Source organism: Pseudomonas sp. S1_E05, assembly GCF_056337105.1.
Genome location: NZ_JBFRHM010000001.1, coordinates 1,560,921 through 1,575,965, shown reverse-complemented (window position 1 = coordinate 1,575,965; position 15,045 = coordinate 1,560,921). Strand labels below are relative to the sequence as shown.

12 protein-coding genes are annotated in these 15,045 nt (G+C 57.5%); 6 read left to right on the top strand and 6 right to left on the bottom strand.

Features of this window, described 5'->3' with window-relative positions:
* Nucleotides 1-10: 10 nt before the first annotated feature.
* From AB4N33_RS07280 to xylA, 4 genes are all read right to left on the bottom strand, one after another.
* Nucleotides 11-1,147: a sugar ABC transporter permease gene (locus tag AB4N33_RS07280; RefSeq protein WP_476456845.1), complete on the bottom strand. Its 1,137-nt coding sequence runs from the start codon at nt 1,145-1,147 to the stop codon at nt 11-13.
* Nucleotides 1,148-2,704 (bottom strand): D-xylose ABC transporter ATP-binding protein, encoded by a 1,557-nt coding sequence (xylG, locus tag AB4N33_RS07275; RefSeq protein WP_476456844.1) that lies wholly within the window; start codon nt 2,702-2,704, stop codon nt 1,148-1,150.
* 111 nt (nt 2,705-2,815) lie between these two features.
* Nucleotides 2,816-3,817 carry a D-xylose ABC transporter substrate-binding protein gene (gene xylF / locus AB4N33_RS07270; RefSeq protein WP_460125027.1) on the bottom strand — a complete coding sequence of 334 codons (1,002 nt, stop codon included), beginning with the start codon at nt 3,815-3,817 and terminating at the stop codon, nt 2,816-2,818.
* 141 nt (nt 3,818-3,958) lie between these two features.
* Nucleotides 3,959-5,275 (bottom strand): xylose isomerase, encoded by a 1,317-nt coding sequence (gene xylA / locus AB4N33_RS07265; RefSeq protein WP_460125024.1) that lies wholly within the window; start codon nt 5,273-5,275, stop codon nt 3,959-3,961.
* 176 nt (nt 5,276-5,451) lie between these two features.
* Here xylA and AB4N33_RS07260 point away from each other — a divergent pair, with 176 nt between their 5' ends.
* The 4 genes from AB4N33_RS07260 (at nt 5,452) to AB4N33_RS07245 (ending at nt 9,760) form a co-directional block, all read left to right on the top strand.
* Entirely contained in the window at nt 5,452-6,663 is a 1,212-nt protein-coding gene (locus AB4N33_RS07260) for a XylR family transcriptional regulator (protein WP_476456843.1), read from the top strand.
* A gap of 82 nt (nt 6,664-6,745) precedes the next feature.
* Complete coding sequence (locus tag AB4N33_RS07255; protein WP_460125018.1) at nt 6,746-7,477, top strand: GntR family transcriptional regulator; 732 nt, start codon at nt 6,746-6,748, stop codon at nt 7,475-7,477.
* Between the two features lie 134 nt (nt 7,478-7,611).
* Nucleotides 7,612-8,901: an MFS transporter gene (locus AB4N33_RS07250; protein ID WP_476456842.1), complete on the top strand. Its 1,290-nt coding sequence runs from the start codon at nt 7,612-7,614 to the stop codon at nt 8,899-8,901.
* Between the two features lie 28 nt (nt 8,902-8,929).
* Nucleotides 8,930-9,760, top strand: a complete 831-nt coding sequence (locus AB4N33_RS07245; protein WP_476456841.1) for an amidohydrolase family protein — start codon at nt 8,930-8,932, stop codon at nt 9,758-9,760.
* Nucleotides 9,761-9,800: 40 nt separating this feature from the next.
* Here AB4N33_RS07245 and AB4N33_RS07240 read toward each other — a convergent pair whose 3' ends face one another.
* On the bottom strand, nt 9,801-10,031 hold the full coding sequence (locus tag AB4N33_RS07240; RefSeq protein ID WP_460125009.1) for a hypothetical protein: 231 nt from the start codon (nt 10,029-10,031) through the stop codon (nt 9,801-9,803).
* A 174-nt stretch (nt 10,032-10,205) separates the two neighbouring features.
* On the opposite strand from AB4N33_RS07240, the gene AB4N33_RS07235 reads away from it, so the two are divergent.
* Nucleotides 10,206-11,858: a SulP family inorganic anion transporter gene (locus tag AB4N33_RS07235; protein WP_476456840.1), complete on the top strand. Its 1,653-nt coding sequence runs from the start codon at nt 10,206-10,208 to the stop codon at nt 11,856-11,858.
* A gap of 23 nt (nt 11,859-11,881) precedes the next feature.
* On the opposite strand, the gene AB4N33_RS07230 is transcribed toward AB4N33_RS07235, so the two are convergent.
* Nucleotides 11,882-12,070 carry a ribbon-helix-helix protein, CopG family gene (locus AB4N33_RS07230; RefSeq protein ID WP_460125003.1) on the bottom strand — a complete coding sequence of 63 codons (189 nt, stop codon included), beginning with the start codon at nt 12,068-12,070 and terminating at the stop codon, nt 11,882-11,884.
* 315 nt (nt 12,071-12,385) lie between these two features.
* On the opposite strand from AB4N33_RS07230, the gene AB4N33_RS07225 reads away from it, so the two are divergent.
* Nucleotides 12,386-14,950 (top strand): EAL domain-containing protein, encoded by a 2,565-nt coding sequence (locus AB4N33_RS07225; protein WP_476456839.1) that lies wholly within the window; start codon nt 12,386-12,388, stop codon nt 14,948-14,950.
* Nucleotides 14,951-15,045 lie beyond the last annotated feature (95 nt).

The window sequence follows — 15,045 nt, the reverse complement described above, 5'->3', positions numbered from 1 at the left end:
TGCCCGGCTCTCAACGTCGCCCGGTGCGCGTGCTCACGTCCACCCACACGGCCAACACCAGAATGCTGCCCTTGACGATCATCTGCCAATAACTGTCGACGTCGAGCATGGACATGCCGTTGTCCAGGCTGGTGATGACCAGCGCGCCGAGGAGGGCGCCGTAGACGGTACCGGAGCCGCCGCGCATGGACGTGCCGCCAATGAAACAGGCAGCAATGGCGTCGAGTTCGCCCATGCTGCCGGCGGACGGTGAACCGGCGGCCAGGCGCGCGGTGTTGACCACGCCGGCGAGGGCGCACATCACGCCCATGATGCCGAAAATCCACAGCTTCACGGCCTGGACGTTGATACCGGACAGGCGTGTGGCTTCCATATTGCTGCCCACGGCATAGACGCGTCGACCGAACACCGTCTGGCTCGCGACGTAGCTGAACACGCCCAACAGCACCAGCAGGAGCAGCACCGGCACGGGAATGCCGTCGTAGCTGTTGAGCGTCTGGACGAAGCCGGCCAGCACGGCGCCGATCACGGCCACGCGTATGATGTCCCGCGCCAGCGAGTGCGCCGCCAGACCGTGAAGGGCGCGATTGCGCCGTTGTTTCCAGGTCAGGAACACCGTCAACGCGAACAACAGCACACCCAGGCCGGCTCCAATCGAGTGGGGCAGGTAGCCCTGGCCGATGTACACGAGCTGCGGCGATACCGGCGCGATGGTCGTGCCGCCGGTGATCCCCAGCAAAATGCCTCGGAAAGCCAGCATGCCGCCCAGACCGACGATAAAGGAGGGTATGCGCAGGTAAGCCGCCATGTAGCCATTGGTAAGGCCGATCAACAAGCCGCAAAGGGCGACCAGGCTCAGGTTCGCCAACAGTGGGACGTGGTAAATCACATCGAGAATGGCCGCCAGCCCACCCAGCAGTCCCAGCAATGAGCCGACCGACAAATCGATCTCGCCGCTGATGATCACCAGCACCATGCCGCAAGCGAGGATGCCGGTAATGGACATCTGGCGCAGCAGATTGGAAAGGTTGCGCGGGGTCAGGAATCCGCCGTCGGTCTGCCAGCTGAAAAACAGCCAGATCAACACCACGGCAAACACCAGCGCGAGCATCTTGTAGCGGGTGAACAGTTGTTTAACCTGATTCATTTACGCGGATTTCCGATCATTATTGTTATGGCTGCCAGGCTGGCTGAGTGCGGCGGCGAGCACCTGTTCCTGCGTGAGTTCATGGTTGACGAAGTCGCCCCTTAACTGGCCTTCGCCGATCACTAGCACGCGATCGGATACGCCGAGCACTTCGGCCAGCTCCGACGACACCATGATGATCGACACCCCAGAGGCGGCCAGCGCGCCCATCAACTTGTAGATTTCGTATTTGGCGCCCACATCCACGCCTCGGGTGGGCTCATCGAGAATAAGCACCCGGGGCTGAGTCAGCAGCATCTTCGCCAATACGGCTTTTTGTTGATTGCCTCCCGACAGACTGGTGATCGGCAGGAACGGGCTCGCGGTCTTCAGGTGCAGGCGCGAGATCTCCCGATCGATGCTGCCCAACTCGGCCTCGGCATCGATGCGAGTCAGTTTCGAATAATTGTCCAGCACGGCCAGGGTGATGTTCTGGCCGACACCCAGGTCCGGAATGATGCCCTGGCGCTTGCGGTCCTCAGGCACCAGGCACACACCTGCGCGAATGGAGTTGAGGGGCGTGCGGGTGTCGATGCGTTGACCTTCCAGCCAGACTTCGCCCTCGTGGCGTCCGGGGTAGGCGCCGAACAGCGCGGTCACGAGTTCCGTGCGGCCAGCGCCGACCAGCCCGGCGATGCCCAGGATCTCGCCACGCTTGAGAGCGAAGGAGACATCGTCGACGCGTTTGCGCCTGGGGTTGTCGACGTCGTAGCAGGTGATGTGACGGGCCTCGAAAATCACTTCGCCAACGTCGTGGGGTTCGCTGGGGTAAAGGTTGCTCATTTCCCGCCCGACCATCTGGGTGATGATCTGGGGGATGTCCATGTCGGCCATGGCCGTGGTGGCGATGTGTTTTCCGTCGCGGATCACTGAAATGGTGTCGCAGACGGCGGCCACTTCATCGAGTTTGTGCGAGATATAGACGCAGGCCACCCCCTTGGCCTTGAGGTCGCGGATGATGTCCAGCAGCACCTCGATTTCCGAACGGCTCAAGGCCGACGAGGGTTCGTCGAGGATCAGCAGGCGCGCCTTTTTGTTAAGGGCCTTGGCGATCTCCACCAGTTGCTGATAGCCACCACCGTACTGGGAAACCGGCAGCGATACGTTCATGTCGGGGACTTTCAATTCGCGCATCAGGGCTTCGGCGCGGTGGATCATTGCCGGGTAGTTCATTCGTCCGCCCGGCAGCGTCAGTTCGTGGCCCATGAAGATGTTTTCGGCCACCGACAAGTCCGGAACCAGGGTCAGTTCCTGATGAATGATGACGATGCCGGCGGCTTCCGTTTCGCTGATTGACTGCGCGGTAAGCGGTTGCCCGTCCCAGAGGATTTCACCGTCCCAGGTGCCGTGGGGATAGACCGCCGAAAGGATCTTCATCAGCGTGGACTTGCCGGCGCCATTCTCGCCGCACAGTCCCACGCATTCACCCGGCTTGACCTTGAGGTCGATACCGTTGAGCGCTTTGACACCGCCGAAGGTTTTGACGATACCGTTCATTTGCAGCAGATAGTCGGGCATGGAGAGGACTCAAAATCGCAAAGACACTGGACTTTGTGGGAGCAACGGTGCGACGAGTCGACCTGCTCGCTCCCACAAGGTTTTGCGTAGAACCAGAAGTTGGTGCCTTTGTCACTGCCCGGCTATTTGTGCCTTGGTGTAGAAGCCATCCTGTTCGAGCAGGTCGATGTTGTCCTTGGTCAACGCCGTAGGCGTGAGCAGGATGGTGTCGACTTTTTTGCTGCCATTGTCGTACTGCGAGCTGTAGGCGGGTTTCTCGTTGCGCGCCAGTTGTACCGAGAGCTTGGCGGCTTCAGAAGCGATGAGTTTCAGCGGCTTGTACACGGTCATGGTCTGGGTGCCGGCGATGACACGCTTGACCGCTGCGAGGTCCGCGTCCTGGCCCGAAATCGGCACCTTGCCGGCCAGTTGCTGAGCTGCGAGGGCCTGAATGGCGCCGCCTGCCGTCGCGTCGTTGGAGGCGACAATGCCGTCGATTTTGTTGTCGTTGCGGGTCAGGGCGTTTTCAACAATGCTCAGCGCTTCGGTCGGGTTCCATTCCTTCACCCATTGTTGGCCAACGATCTTGATATCGCCCTTGTCGATGGCCGGTTGCAGCACTTTCATCTGGCCTTCGCGCAGGATTTTTGCGTTGTTGTCGGTGGGTGCACCACCCAGCAGGAAGTAATTGCCCTTGGGCGCAGCGTGCAACACGCCACTGGCCTGCATCTCGCCGACCTTTTCGTTATCGAAGGAAATATAGGCGTCGACGTCGGCATTGAGAATCAGCCGATCATAGGACACGACCTTGATCCCGGCCTTCTTCGCTTCGGCCACCGCGTTGGTCAGCACTGTGGCGTTGAACGGCACGATGACGATGACATCGACGCCGCGGGAAATGAGATTTTCGATTTGTGAAATCTGTTTTTGCTCGTTGGCATCCGCTGATTGTACGAACACCTTGGCATCCATTTTTTCTGCCGCCGCGACAAAATAATCACGGTCACGGGACCAGCGCTCCAGGCGCAGGTCGTCAATGGAGAAACCGATTTTCGGGTGGGTCGCATCAGCCATCACTGGCAATGACAGCAGCGCCAGGGCAGAGGCCAACAGTGTACGTTTCAGGTTTTTCATAGCGGGGCGTCCTTTTATTGTTGTTTGAAAGAAACGGCCTGACGATGAGTCTCGGGCTGGGTAAAACTGTAGAAAATCCGCAGGCGCCGCAAGCATAGTTTTGTCGTTGAAATGTCACAGCGCGCGCAGACCGCTTGGTGATCAACGATAGATAAATCGGTTGACGACGTTCTCGAGCATTTCCTGCCTGCCGCTGACGGCCTGCGGGTTCAATGCGTTGGCGAAGGCGTGTTCGGCCAGTGACTCAAGGTTGAATTCACCTGCCAGCACTGCCTTCCCCAATGGCTGTTGCCACCCGGCGTAGCGCTGATCCTTGAAGCGCTGCAGCTCATCGTTCTGCACCATGGCGGCTGCGCGTTCCAGAGACTGGGCAAGAACGTCCATAGCGCCCACGTGGCCATGGAACAGGTCGATCTGGTCGAGGCTTTGGCGACGAACCTTGGAATCGAAGTTGAATCCGCCATTGTTGAACCCTCCCGCCTTGAGGATTTCATAGAGGGCCAAGGTCATTTCTTCGACGCTATTGGGGAACTGATCGGTGTCCCAACCGTTTTGCGGATCACCGCGGTTGGCGTCGATGCTGCCGAAGATGCCCAGGGAGGCGGCGGTCGCTATCTCGTGATGAAAACTATGGCCGGCGAGGGTGGCGTGGTTAGCCTCGATGTTGACCTTGATTTCCTTTTCCAGCCCGAATTGCTGGAGAAAGCCGAACACGGTGGCGCTGTCGTAATCGTATTGGTGCTTGGTGGGCTCCTGCGGTTTTGGTTCGATCAGAAGATCGCCGGTGAAACCGATCTTGTGCTTGTGCTCGACCACCATGCGCATGAAACGGCCCAACTGCTCACGTTCATGCTTCAAGTCAGTGTTGAGCAGGGTTTCGTAGCCTTCGCGACCGCCCCACAACACGTAGTTAGAGCCTTTGAGGCGATGGGTCGCGTTCATGGCGCTGAACACCTGGGCGGCGGCGCAGGCGAACACCTCAGGGTCCGGATTGCTCGCCGCGCCGGCTGCAAAACGTGGATTGCTGAAGCAGTTTGCGGTGCCCCACAGCAGCTTGATGCCACTCTCTTCCTGATGGCGCTCCAGGTGGTCAACCATTTGCGCGAAGTGGTTGCGGTACTCCTTCAACGAGTTGCCTTCCGGAGCGACATCGGTGTCGTGGAAACAGTAATAATCGATACCCAGTTTGGAGAAGAACTCGAAGGCGGCAGCCGCCTTGCCGATCGCGACTTCCATCGGGTCACCGGCCTGATGCCATGGGCGCTTGAACGTACCCGCACCGAACACATCGGAACCTGGCCACACGAAGGTGTGCCAGTAACACGCGGCCATGCGCAGATGTTCGCGCATGGGTTTGCCAAGGATGATCTTGTCGGCGTCGTAGTGGCGGAAGGCGAGGGGAGAATCGCTGTTCGGTCCCTCATAGCGGATTGTGTCGACATCGGGGAAGTACTGCATTGGCCATGTCCTGGTTGTTCTTGTTGGTGACTTGATACTAACAACGGCGTTTGGCCTGCTGATTATGAAAAACATCAACACAGGGTGCGATTTTGCGTATTGAGCTTCGCCGCCCACGCGCCTAGTCTGTGCACATCGCCTCAGTGACACCGGGGCCCTGAACCTGCATAAAAACAATGAAAACAGTACCGCCTGTTCACCGCATCGCACTGTTGTTCAACGGCAGCAAGGTTTATGACCGAGGCATCATCAGCGGCATCGGTAACTACCTGAGCAGCACGCGAGCGTCCTGGGACCTGTTCCTGGAAGAAGACTTTCTGTGCCGCTTGAAGGGAATAGAGCGCTGGCAGGGAGACGGCATCATTGCCGACTTCGATGACCCGTTGATTGGCGAGGCGCTGGCCGACATCCATCTGCCGGTGGTAGCGGTAGGGGGCTCTTATGAGGAGAAGGGGGCCTATCCGACATCGATTCCCTATGTTGCCACTGACAACAACGCACTGATCACCCTGGCCTATACGCACCTGATCGAGGCGGGGCTGCAGCGTTTTGCCTGCTTCAGCCTGCCTGAAGCACAGGCCAATCGTTGGGCCCAGGAGCGGGAAAAGGCCTTTCGCCGATTGATGCAGCGCGACGGCTTGCACACCGAAATCTATCGTGGCATGGGCACCAGCGCACCGCTCTGGGACAGCGCGGTCGAACAGCTGATCGCCTGGCTGCAAAGCCTGCCCAAGCCCATTGGAATCATCGCGGTCAGTGACGCCCGCGCCCGCCAGTTGCTGCAAGCTTGCCTGACAGCCGGCATTGCGGTGCCGGAGCAGGTGGCGCTGATTGGCATCGACAACGACCCACTGACCCGCAGCCTGACGCGGGTCCCTTTGAGTTCGGTGAGTCAGGGCACTGAAACCATGGGCCGGACCGCCGCTCAGTTACTCCACCAGATGCTCCACGGCATGCCATCCACCGGCACGCAAATCCTGGTGCCTCCGGATGCGGTCAACGTGCAGGTGTCGAGCTTGCACCAACCGTTGGGCAATCCGTATGTGATGCAGGCGCTGCTGTTTATCCGCCAGTACGCCTGCCAGGGCATCAAGACTGCGCAGGTCGCGGCCTATGTCGGCGTATCTCGCTCGTCACTCGAAGCGCATTTTCGCAACGAGCGCGGCTGCAGCGTGCATGACGAGATTCTGCGTTTCAAACTGGCCGCGGCGACCAAAGGGCTCAAGAACACCGATTCGGCCATTGCCGATGTGGCGAGGATGTGCGGCTTTAAATCGGCGCAGTATCTGCACACGGTGTTTCGGCGGGAGTTTGGGTGCACGCCCCGGGAATATCAGCAGGGGGGAGGCACTCGCGGGATCTTGAGTCAAAGCCCTGACTCACGCTGATCGACCTTGACAGTCAAGTCATCTATATGAATACTCCGCCCATATTCATATAGATGACTAGATAACAAGGTGAATAAAGTCGATGAATGCTCTTTCCAGCGATGCTCGTCTGCCGCTTTATCAACGTCTGCGTGACCACCTGGTTGAACAGATCGCTAACAATCGTTGGCGTCCGGGGGAAGCCATTCCCACAGAGGCTGCGCTTTGCGCGGAATATCAGCTGTCCACGGGCACCGTGCGCAAGGCGGTGGATTCGTTGGTCAGCGAAGGCATTCTTGAGCGTCATCAAGGGCGGGGCACCTTCATTCGCCGTCCGCAGTTTCAGTCATCGCTGTTTCGATTCTTTCGTTTTCAAACCGCTGCCGGCGAACGCCAGGTACCCGAGAGCCGCATTCTGTCGATCGAACCGGTCGTCGCGCCCTCGGCCGTCGCACAGGCGCTGGGGTTGCCCCTCGAGTCGCCGGTTATCCGCATCGTTCGCTTGCGTTTGCTGGAGCTCAAGCCCGTTCTCGCCGAAGAAATCTGGTTGCCGCGCAGCCGTTTTCAAGCGCTGCTGGACATTGACCTGAGCCGCAAAGGGCCGCTGCTTTATCCCATCTACGAAGAAATCTGCGGTCAGGTCGTGGCCAACGCCGAAGAGACACTCACCGCTGAATCGGTGAATGACGTGCATGCTCGATTGCTGCAGGTACCGGTCAACAGTCCGGTGGTTGTGATCGAACGATTGGCTCGCGATTACGCGGGCACACCACTGGAGTGGCGTCGTTCTCGTGGGCATGCGGAGCACTTCCGCTACAGCGTGGATATTCGCTGACGCATGCCTGTGTAACCAATCGTTGTGCGGCGAGCCGATCGCCGCTGGTTTCCTGTTTATTTGCCAAAACTGGCCCTGTAGCGGTGCGGTTCGCTCTCGGCTGCCTTACGTTCCACTTATAAGGATAAAAAATCATGTTCAGTTGGTATCGCCAAGTCACTCCTCGGGAGCGCAAAACGTTCTGGGCCTGCTTCGGCGGATGGTCGCTCGATGCGCTGGAAGTACAAATGTTCGGCTTGGCGATTCCGGCGTTGATCGCCGCGTTCGCCCTGACCAAGGGCGATGCAGGGCTGATCAGCGGCGTGACGTTGGTCACTTCAGCCATCGGCGGTTGGGTAGGGGGGACATTGTCCGACCGCTACGGCCGGGTGCGCACACTGCAATGGATGATTTTGTGGTTCTCGTTCTTCACTTTCCTGTCCGCCTTCGTCACCGGTTTTCACCAGTTGTTGTTCGTGAAAGCAATGCAAGGCTTCGGTATCGGGGGTGAATGGGCCGCGGGCGCGGTGCTGATGGCCGAGACGATCAACCCTAAGTTTCGTGGCAAGGTGATGGGCACCGTCCAAAGCGCCTGGGCCGTTGGCTGGGGACTGGCGGTTGGGGTGTTCACCCTGATTTATACGTTCGTGCCGCAGGACATGGCCTGGCGTGTGATGTTTATCGTCGGTCTGCTGCCATCGTTCCTGATCATCTGGGTACGCCGCAGCGTCGAGGAGCCTGACAGCTTCCAGCGCCTGCAAAAAGAAAACGCCATCCCGCAAAGCTTCTTCAAGTCCCTGGCCGGCATCTTCCGACCTGAACTGATCCGCGTAACGCTGTTTGGTGGTCTGTTGGGCCTCGGCGCGCACGGTGGTTACCACGCGGTCATGACCTGGCTGCCGACGTTCCTCAAGACCGAGCGTAATCTTTCGGTGCTCAACTCTGGCGGTTACCTCGCCGTGATCATCTTCGCCTTCTGGTGTGGGTGTGTGGTCAGTGGATTGTTGATCGACCGAATAGGCCGTCGTAAAAACATCGTGTTGTTTGCGTTGTGCTGTGTCGTCACCGTGCAGTGCTATGTGTTCCTGCCACTGACCAATACCCAGATGCTGTTTTTGGGCTTTCCGCTCGGCTTCTTCGCCGCAGGTATTCCGGCCAGCCTCGGGGCGCTGTTCAACGAGCTGTACCCAGCGGACGTGCGCGGCGCCGGGGTCGGTTTCTGCTACAACTTTGGCCGAGTGCTTTCTGCGGTCTTCCCATTCCTGGTCGGTCACATGAGCGACTCCATGTCCCTGGGCTCTGCGATTGGTATCGACGCCGGTATTGCCTACGGCGTGGCCGTGATCGCGGCACTTTGCCTGCCGGAAACCCGTGGCCGTGCCCTGGAAGCCTCGAACATTTCGGCGCAAGCGGCAGTCGACGGCAGTGAAAGCGCGCGAGCCTGATGACTCTTACCTTCAAATGATGAAAGCCATGCCTGATACCTGTTCAACGCCGATCACCGGCATCGATTCCCATGCTCACGTGTTCAGCCGCGAACTGAACCTGACCGCCGCTCGACGTTATACCCCTGGCTACGACGCCACGCTCGGGGAGTATCTGGAGCAACTGCAAACCCATGGCCTGAGTCATGGCGTGCTGGTGCAGCCCAGTTTTCTCGGCACCGACAACAGCTACCTGTTGGCGGCGTTACGCCAGGCGCCGGAACGGTTGCGCGGGGTCGTGGTGCTGGAGCGCAGCGTCAGTCGCGAGACGCTCAACGATATGGCTCGGCTCGGTGTGGTAGGCATTCGCCTGAACCTGATGGGCAAAGCCCTGCCGGACTTTCGTGACTCGGCGTGGCAAGACTTCTTCGGCCACATCGCCGAGTTGGACTGGCATGTCGAATTGCACCGCCAGGTGGAAGATTTGCCGGGACTGCTTCGTCAACTCATGCCATTGGGCATTAAACTGGTGATCGATCACTTCGGCCGTCCGGATGCACGCCTGGGTGTTGATCAGCCAGGTTTTCGCGAGATGCTGGAACTGGGCTCGCGCGGGCAGGTGTGGATGAAGGTTTCCGGGATCTATCGATTGGCTGGGACGGATCCCCAGAACCGAAAGTTCGCCCGAAACGCGTTGTCCTTGCTGCAGCAGAGTTTCGGGTCCAGTCGTTTGGTGTGGGGCAGCGACTGGCCGCACACTCAACATGAAGACAGTGTTGGTTTTGGGGCGGTTGTGGAACAGCTTCAAGCGTTGGAGTGTTCGCCTGAGTTGATGCGGTCGCTGCTGGTGGAGGCGCCTGGGGAGTTGTTTGGATTTTAATCTTGCTCCTGTCGCGAATGACCGGAGTGTGACCCAAGGGTTAAAAGTGGATTTCAGCGGTCTTGAGGCCCAAGTCTCGTAGCTCGGCGATCAAGTCATCCAAATGCCCGAAAGACTCGACCTCCTCGTTGTCGTCCACCAGGAAATAACTTCTTCCAGCGTCCTTCTTGAAAAACACAATCCACTCCTTGGGGTTGGTTGGATTTGCGATCAAATGGGTGTCGAAGGTCACGCCTTCGGCATGTTTGGTTTTCACAGCTTGACGATTCATGTCTATCACCACGCTACGCGCGTTATCAAAATTTCTCTATTGGCAGCACGCCCGCTCAGCTCCCTCTGAGCTTCCAGCATGGACATCTCCAGCCGCACAAGGCATTGGAATCAGGAGATTTCAATTATCACTGCATGTTAATATTATGCACATGGACGCACTGAGGAGCTAGCCATGATTGCGATAGGTGAGGCATGGAAGGCGGGGTTGTTGGGACGAGGACACTGGCTTCGCAACGTGGTGTCTGGCGTGATCGTCGGAGTCGTGGCACTCCCGCTGGCCATGGCGTTTGCCATTGCGTCTGGCGTCAAACCTGAGCAAGGCATCTACACCGCCATCATCGGTGGTCTGCTGGTTTCACTCTTTGGCGGAAGCCGCTTGCAGATTGCCGGGCCGACAGGTGCGTTCATCGTGATTCTGGCGGACGTCACAGCCAAGCATGGCGTTGACGGCCTGCAAATCGCCACGATGATGGCAGGGGCCATGTTGTTACTGCTGGGGATGGCCCGGCTCGGTGCAATCATCAAGTTTATCCCTGACCCGGTGATCGTCGGATTCACTGCGGGCATCGGGGTGATCATCTGGGTCGGGCAGTGGAAAGACTTTTTCGGGTTACCGACGGTCGGGGGAGAGCGCTTCCATGAAAAGCTCTGGCATCTCGTCCAGACCCTGCCGGATCTTCATATGGCTACGACGCTGCTGGCGACACTCAGCCTTTTCCTGGTCATCACCGCGCCCAGAATTCCCGGTCTCAAACGAGTGCCTGGCCCATTGATCGCCATGGCGGTCGCGACAGCGATACAGTCCACCTTTCATTTCGAGGGGGTCGCAACGATTGGCAGTGCATTTGGTGGCATACCTCAAGGTTTCCAAGGGGTGAGCCTGCCTGAAATCACGCTGTCGCGTGTCATCGATTTGATTGGTCCGGCGTTCACGATCGCCATGCTTGGGGCAATCGAATCGCTGTTGTCCGCGATGGTGGCCGATGGCATGGCAGGTACCAAGCACGACTCCAATCAGGAGTTGATCGGTCAGGGGGTGGCCAACTTGGTCACGCCATTGTTCGGCGGCTTCGCCGCTACCGGGGCCATTGCGCGCACGGCCACCAATATCCGTAACGGCGGCACAAGCCCGCTGGCCGGCATTACCCACGCCGTCACCCTGGTACTTATCATTCTGTTTCTGGCGCCTTTGGCCTCAAATATCCCGCTGTGTGCATTGGCCGCGATACTTTTTGTGGTCGCGTACAACATGAGCGAGTTAAAGCACTTCAAGCGAATGGTCAGGAGAGCTCCGCGGGCAGACGTATCGATCCTGCTAATCACCTTCGGTCTCACCGTATTCAGTGATTTGGTGATCGCGGTGAATATCGGCGTCATTCTGGCGATGCTGCACTTTATGCGTCGCATGGCCTCATCGGTGGAGGTGCGGCAGGTCGTCGAGCACGAGTTGGAAGTAGAGCTCAGGGCCAACGGGAATGCTCGCCTGCCGCCCGGGATATTGATTTATACGATTGAAGGGCCGTTGTTCTTTGGCGCAGCCGAGACCTTCGAGCGTGTCCTGGCTCAGACCCATACCGATCCACGCCTGCTGATTATCCGTTTAAAACGCGTACCGTTCATGGATATCACGGGCTTACAGGTGTTGGAGGAGGTCATTCAGCAACTGCACAAACGACATGTCATTGTGAAACTCTGCGAGGCGAATGCGAAGGTGCTTAACAAGCTGAATAAGGTGGGCATCCTGCAAGAAATCGGCGCGGAGCATTACCACACCGACTTCAACAACGCGCTGGCCAAAGCTGTCAGTCTCGCAGAGGACAACTAGAGCCTAAAACTGCCCGTGTTCGGTTATGACTTGGCGCTGGTGGCGTGCTTGCTTCTCGTTGAATAGCTGGCACCGTGGGTGTCCAGGTAATCACGAATAAGCTGACGTACCACCTGAGAAGACGTCAAATCCTGTGCTGCACAGAGCTCCTCGAACGCTTTTTTCTTGATGGGATCAATGAGCACAGTGAGGCGCGCAGTCTTGCTTTCCATGGGGTATTCAATCACTCAATCGCTGGATGTTAATCAAATTGTAATTGCCTTGTCCGGTGCTGTCACTGCTACGACGTGGGTCGTTCGGCAGGTTAATTGTGATCAGTAATGTGCGACCGGAAACGACTTCAGAGCTATCCTGACTCTATAACTTGAGCACAGTGGTGAACGTGTGTGCAGGGCAGGCAGAGCAGCGTTGTTTGACATCAACATCCCGTACTGGATGTTGCGCTCACCCTCTGGTGAAGAGGGCTCTTTTGGTGCTCCACAAGGCCTTTAGGGAAAAAGCCCGGTGGCATATGGAAAGTAGCAGCAATGAATGCAAAAGTCGGATTGACGAGTGATGCAGAGGCGGAAGACTTTTTCATACAAACACTGGAGCAGGCGATCGATGCTGTTGTGATCATTGATGATCACAACAGGGTGGCGTTTTTCAATGCCGCTGCCGAGGCCTTTTGGGGTTGCTCCAGGCATGAGGTGCTCGGTCGAAATGTCCACGCTTTGGTGCCAAACATCCTGCGCGCCCATCATGATGGCTATATCCAAGCTAACCGCGAGACCGGGATCAACAAAATTGTGGGCGTCTGCCGGGATGTCCGAATTATGCGTGATGATGGGCAGGAGCGCTGGGGCTCGATGTCGATCTCGAAAATTACCCTTCATGATCGAATCCTCTACGCGGCCTTTCTCAAGGATATAACGCAATTACGCTTGAACGACATCGAACGCCGGTTGTTATCGATGTCGGTGAATGTCACCAGTTCGGCCACCTGCATCGTCGACGCGCACTCATGCCTTATCTATGTCAACGATGGGCTGATTCGACTGCTGGGCTATTCTCGCGAGGAGATGATCGGGCAGTCACCGCTTATGTTCTTTGTTTCAGTCGCTCCTGCGCAAACGCCCGCGGAGCCGGGGCTGGAACCCATTCTCTGTGGTCAACCTCATGATGTCAGTGCCTTGATCAGCAAGCGCAACGGCCAACGACTTTGGGTGCACGTCTCATCAACGCCTGTGTTCGACGCGCAAGGGTTGCTCGAAAATGTCGTCATCGTGCTCACCGACATTACCCAGTCAAAACTGCATGAAGTCCTACAGGATAGGGTCATTGGGGCACTGCTGAAAGAGGAGCCTCTAGAGAGCGTGCTAACCATGATGTGCCACGAGATTGAGCGCATCGTCCCGGACGTCATTGTCTCGATCCTGAGCGTGGACGAGGAGGGGACCTTGCACCCTCTGGCCAGTCCAAGCTTGCCCACCGATTACTCCAGGGCCATTGAGGGATTATCCATCGGTCCGGTGGCAGGTTCCTGCGGTACGGCCGCCTATCGGGGCGAACCGGTTCTGGTAACGGACATCAATAATGACCCGTTGTGGGCTGAGTACAAATGGCTGGCGAAACAGTCAGGCCTACGGGCTTGTTGGTCTATTCCTGTACGCAACGGCTCAGGACGAGTTGCGGCGACCTTTGCGCTCTACTTTAGGGAAAACCGCGGCCCCGACCCCTTGCACGCTCACTTGGTGACGGCGGGAACGCACTTGTGCATGTTGGCACTCGAACGAGAGGAGGCACGTCAATCCATTCGAAGAATGGCCTTCTATGATGCGTTAACCGGCTTGCCCAATCGCAACTTCCTTCTTTCCCAGGCACAGCAGTGCATACTCGAAGTGACTCGAGAGGCTGCAGAGCTTGCCGTCCTGTTTGTCGACCTGGACCGATTCAAGCAAGTCAACGACGCCTTGGGGCATGCGTCGGGAGACGAGTTGCTGCGAGTCATGGCGCAACGGCTACGCAGCGTGCTTCGAGAGTGTGATTTCGTTGGGCGTTTATCCGGTGATGAGTTCGTGTTGGTACTGCCGCGGATGAATGCGACGCAGGTCACGATCTTTCTTGAACGACTGATGATGGTCCTGAGGGCTCCGACGACGATTGCGGGCACTTCCATCGTTGTTTCCGCCAGCATCGGCATCAGTCTGTTTCCAGGAGATGGTCAAGACATGGAAAGTCTATTGCATTGCGCTGACATTGCCATGTACCAAGCCAAACGGGCGGAGCGGGGTACCTTCAGGTTCTTTCTTGAAGAGATGAATACACTCGCTCAAGGGCGATTGATGCTGGAAACGGAACTGCGCAAAGCGCTCACTGACAGCGGTCTGCAACTGCATTATCAACCACAAATCGACTTGAACAGCGGACGCCTGTTCGGTGTTGAGGCATTAGCGCGTTGGGTACACCCAACGCTCGGAGCTATCTCGCCCATGCAATTCATTCCTCTTGCCGAGGAATGCGGGTTGATCAACGACCTGAGTCAATGGGTATTGCGGGAGGCCTGTCAGCAGCTAGCCGAATGGCAGCGGCATGGCTTACAGGTTCCGTCCATGTCGATCAACCTCTCACCCATCAATTTTCACAACCAGAACCTTGCGACGCTGATTGCTCAACAACTGCAACGCCACGGCTTGCAACCCGCCAACCTGTGCGTGGAAGTCACCGAGGGTGTATTGCTTAGCGAAAGCCCCGGGGCCGAGCAAGCCATCCGGGATTTGCACGCACTAGGAGTGCGACTGGCCATTGATGATTTTGGCACAGGCTATTCCAGCCTCGGGTATTTACGGCGCCTACCCATCAGCGAGCTGAAACTGGATAAGAGTTTTGTCGACGATCTGGAGCACGATACGTCCTGCCGCGCTTTAAGCGAATCCGTCATAGCGATAGGCAGAGGGCTTTCCTTGCACGTAGTGGCTGAGGGTATAGAGCACGCAACTCAGTGTGAGATTCTTAAAGCCCAAGGCTACAAAGTGGGGCAAGGTCACTATTTTTCAGCACCGATGTCTTGCCGGGATTTTGAACAATGGTTCACGGCCTACAAATTTGTTTGAGGGGGGCTGGCAAGGCCACGTAATATGTCGTTTAACATAATATACATTACACGTAACACGATATTACGAAATCCCCCCGGTTACCCACGCCTTTT

Excerpts from the sequence above, each read along its gene's own strand:
- AB4N33_RS07245 (WP_476456841.1), top strand. The coding sequence starts at position 8,930 with ATGCCTGATACCTGTTCAACGCCGATCACCGGCATCGATTCCCATGCT.
- AB4N33_RS07235 (WP_476456840.1), top strand. The coding sequence starts at position 10,206 with ATGATTGCGATAGGTGAGGCATGGAAGGCGGGGTTGTTGGGACGAGGA.
- AB4N33_RS07255 (WP_460125018.1), top strand. The coding sequence starts at position 6,746 with ATGAATGCTCTTTCCAGCGATGCTCGTCTGCCGCTTTATCAACGTCTG.
- AB4N33_RS07250 (WP_476456842.1), top strand. The coding sequence starts at position 7,612 with ATGTTCAGTTGGTATCGCCAAGTCACTCCTCGGGAGCGCAAAACGTTC.
- AB4N33_RS07260 (WP_476456843.1), top strand. The coding sequence starts at position 5,452 with ATGAAAACAGTACCGCCTGTTCACCGCATCGCACTGTTGTTCAACGGC.
- xylF (WP_460125027.1), bottom strand. The coding sequence starts at position 3,817 with ATGAAAAACCTGAAACGTACACTGTTGGCCTCTGCCCTGGCGCTGCTG.
- AB4N33_RS07225 (WP_476456839.1), top strand. The coding sequence starts at position 12,386 with ATGAATGCAAAAGTCGGATTGACGAGTGATGCAGAGGCGGAAGACTTT.
- AB4N33_RS07280 (WP_476456845.1), bottom strand. The coding sequence starts at position 1,147 with ATGAATCAGGTTAAACAACTGTTCACCCGCTACAAGATGCTCGCGCTG.
- xylG (WP_476456844.1), bottom strand. The coding sequence starts at position 2,704 with ATGCCCGACTATCTGCTGCAAATGAACGGTATCGTCAAAACCTTCGGC.
- xylA (WP_460125024.1), bottom strand. The coding sequence starts at position 5,275 with ATGCAGTACTTCCCCGATGTCGACACAATCCGCTATGAGGGACCGAAC.
- AB4N33_RS07240 (WP_460125009.1), bottom strand. The coding sequence starts at position 10,031 with ATGAATCGTCAAGCTGTGAAAACCAAACATGCCGAAGGCGTGACCTTC.
- AB4N33_RS07230 (WP_460125003.1), bottom strand. The coding sequence starts at position 12,070 with ATGGAAAGCAAGACTGCGCGCCTCACTGTGCTCATTGATCCCATCAAG.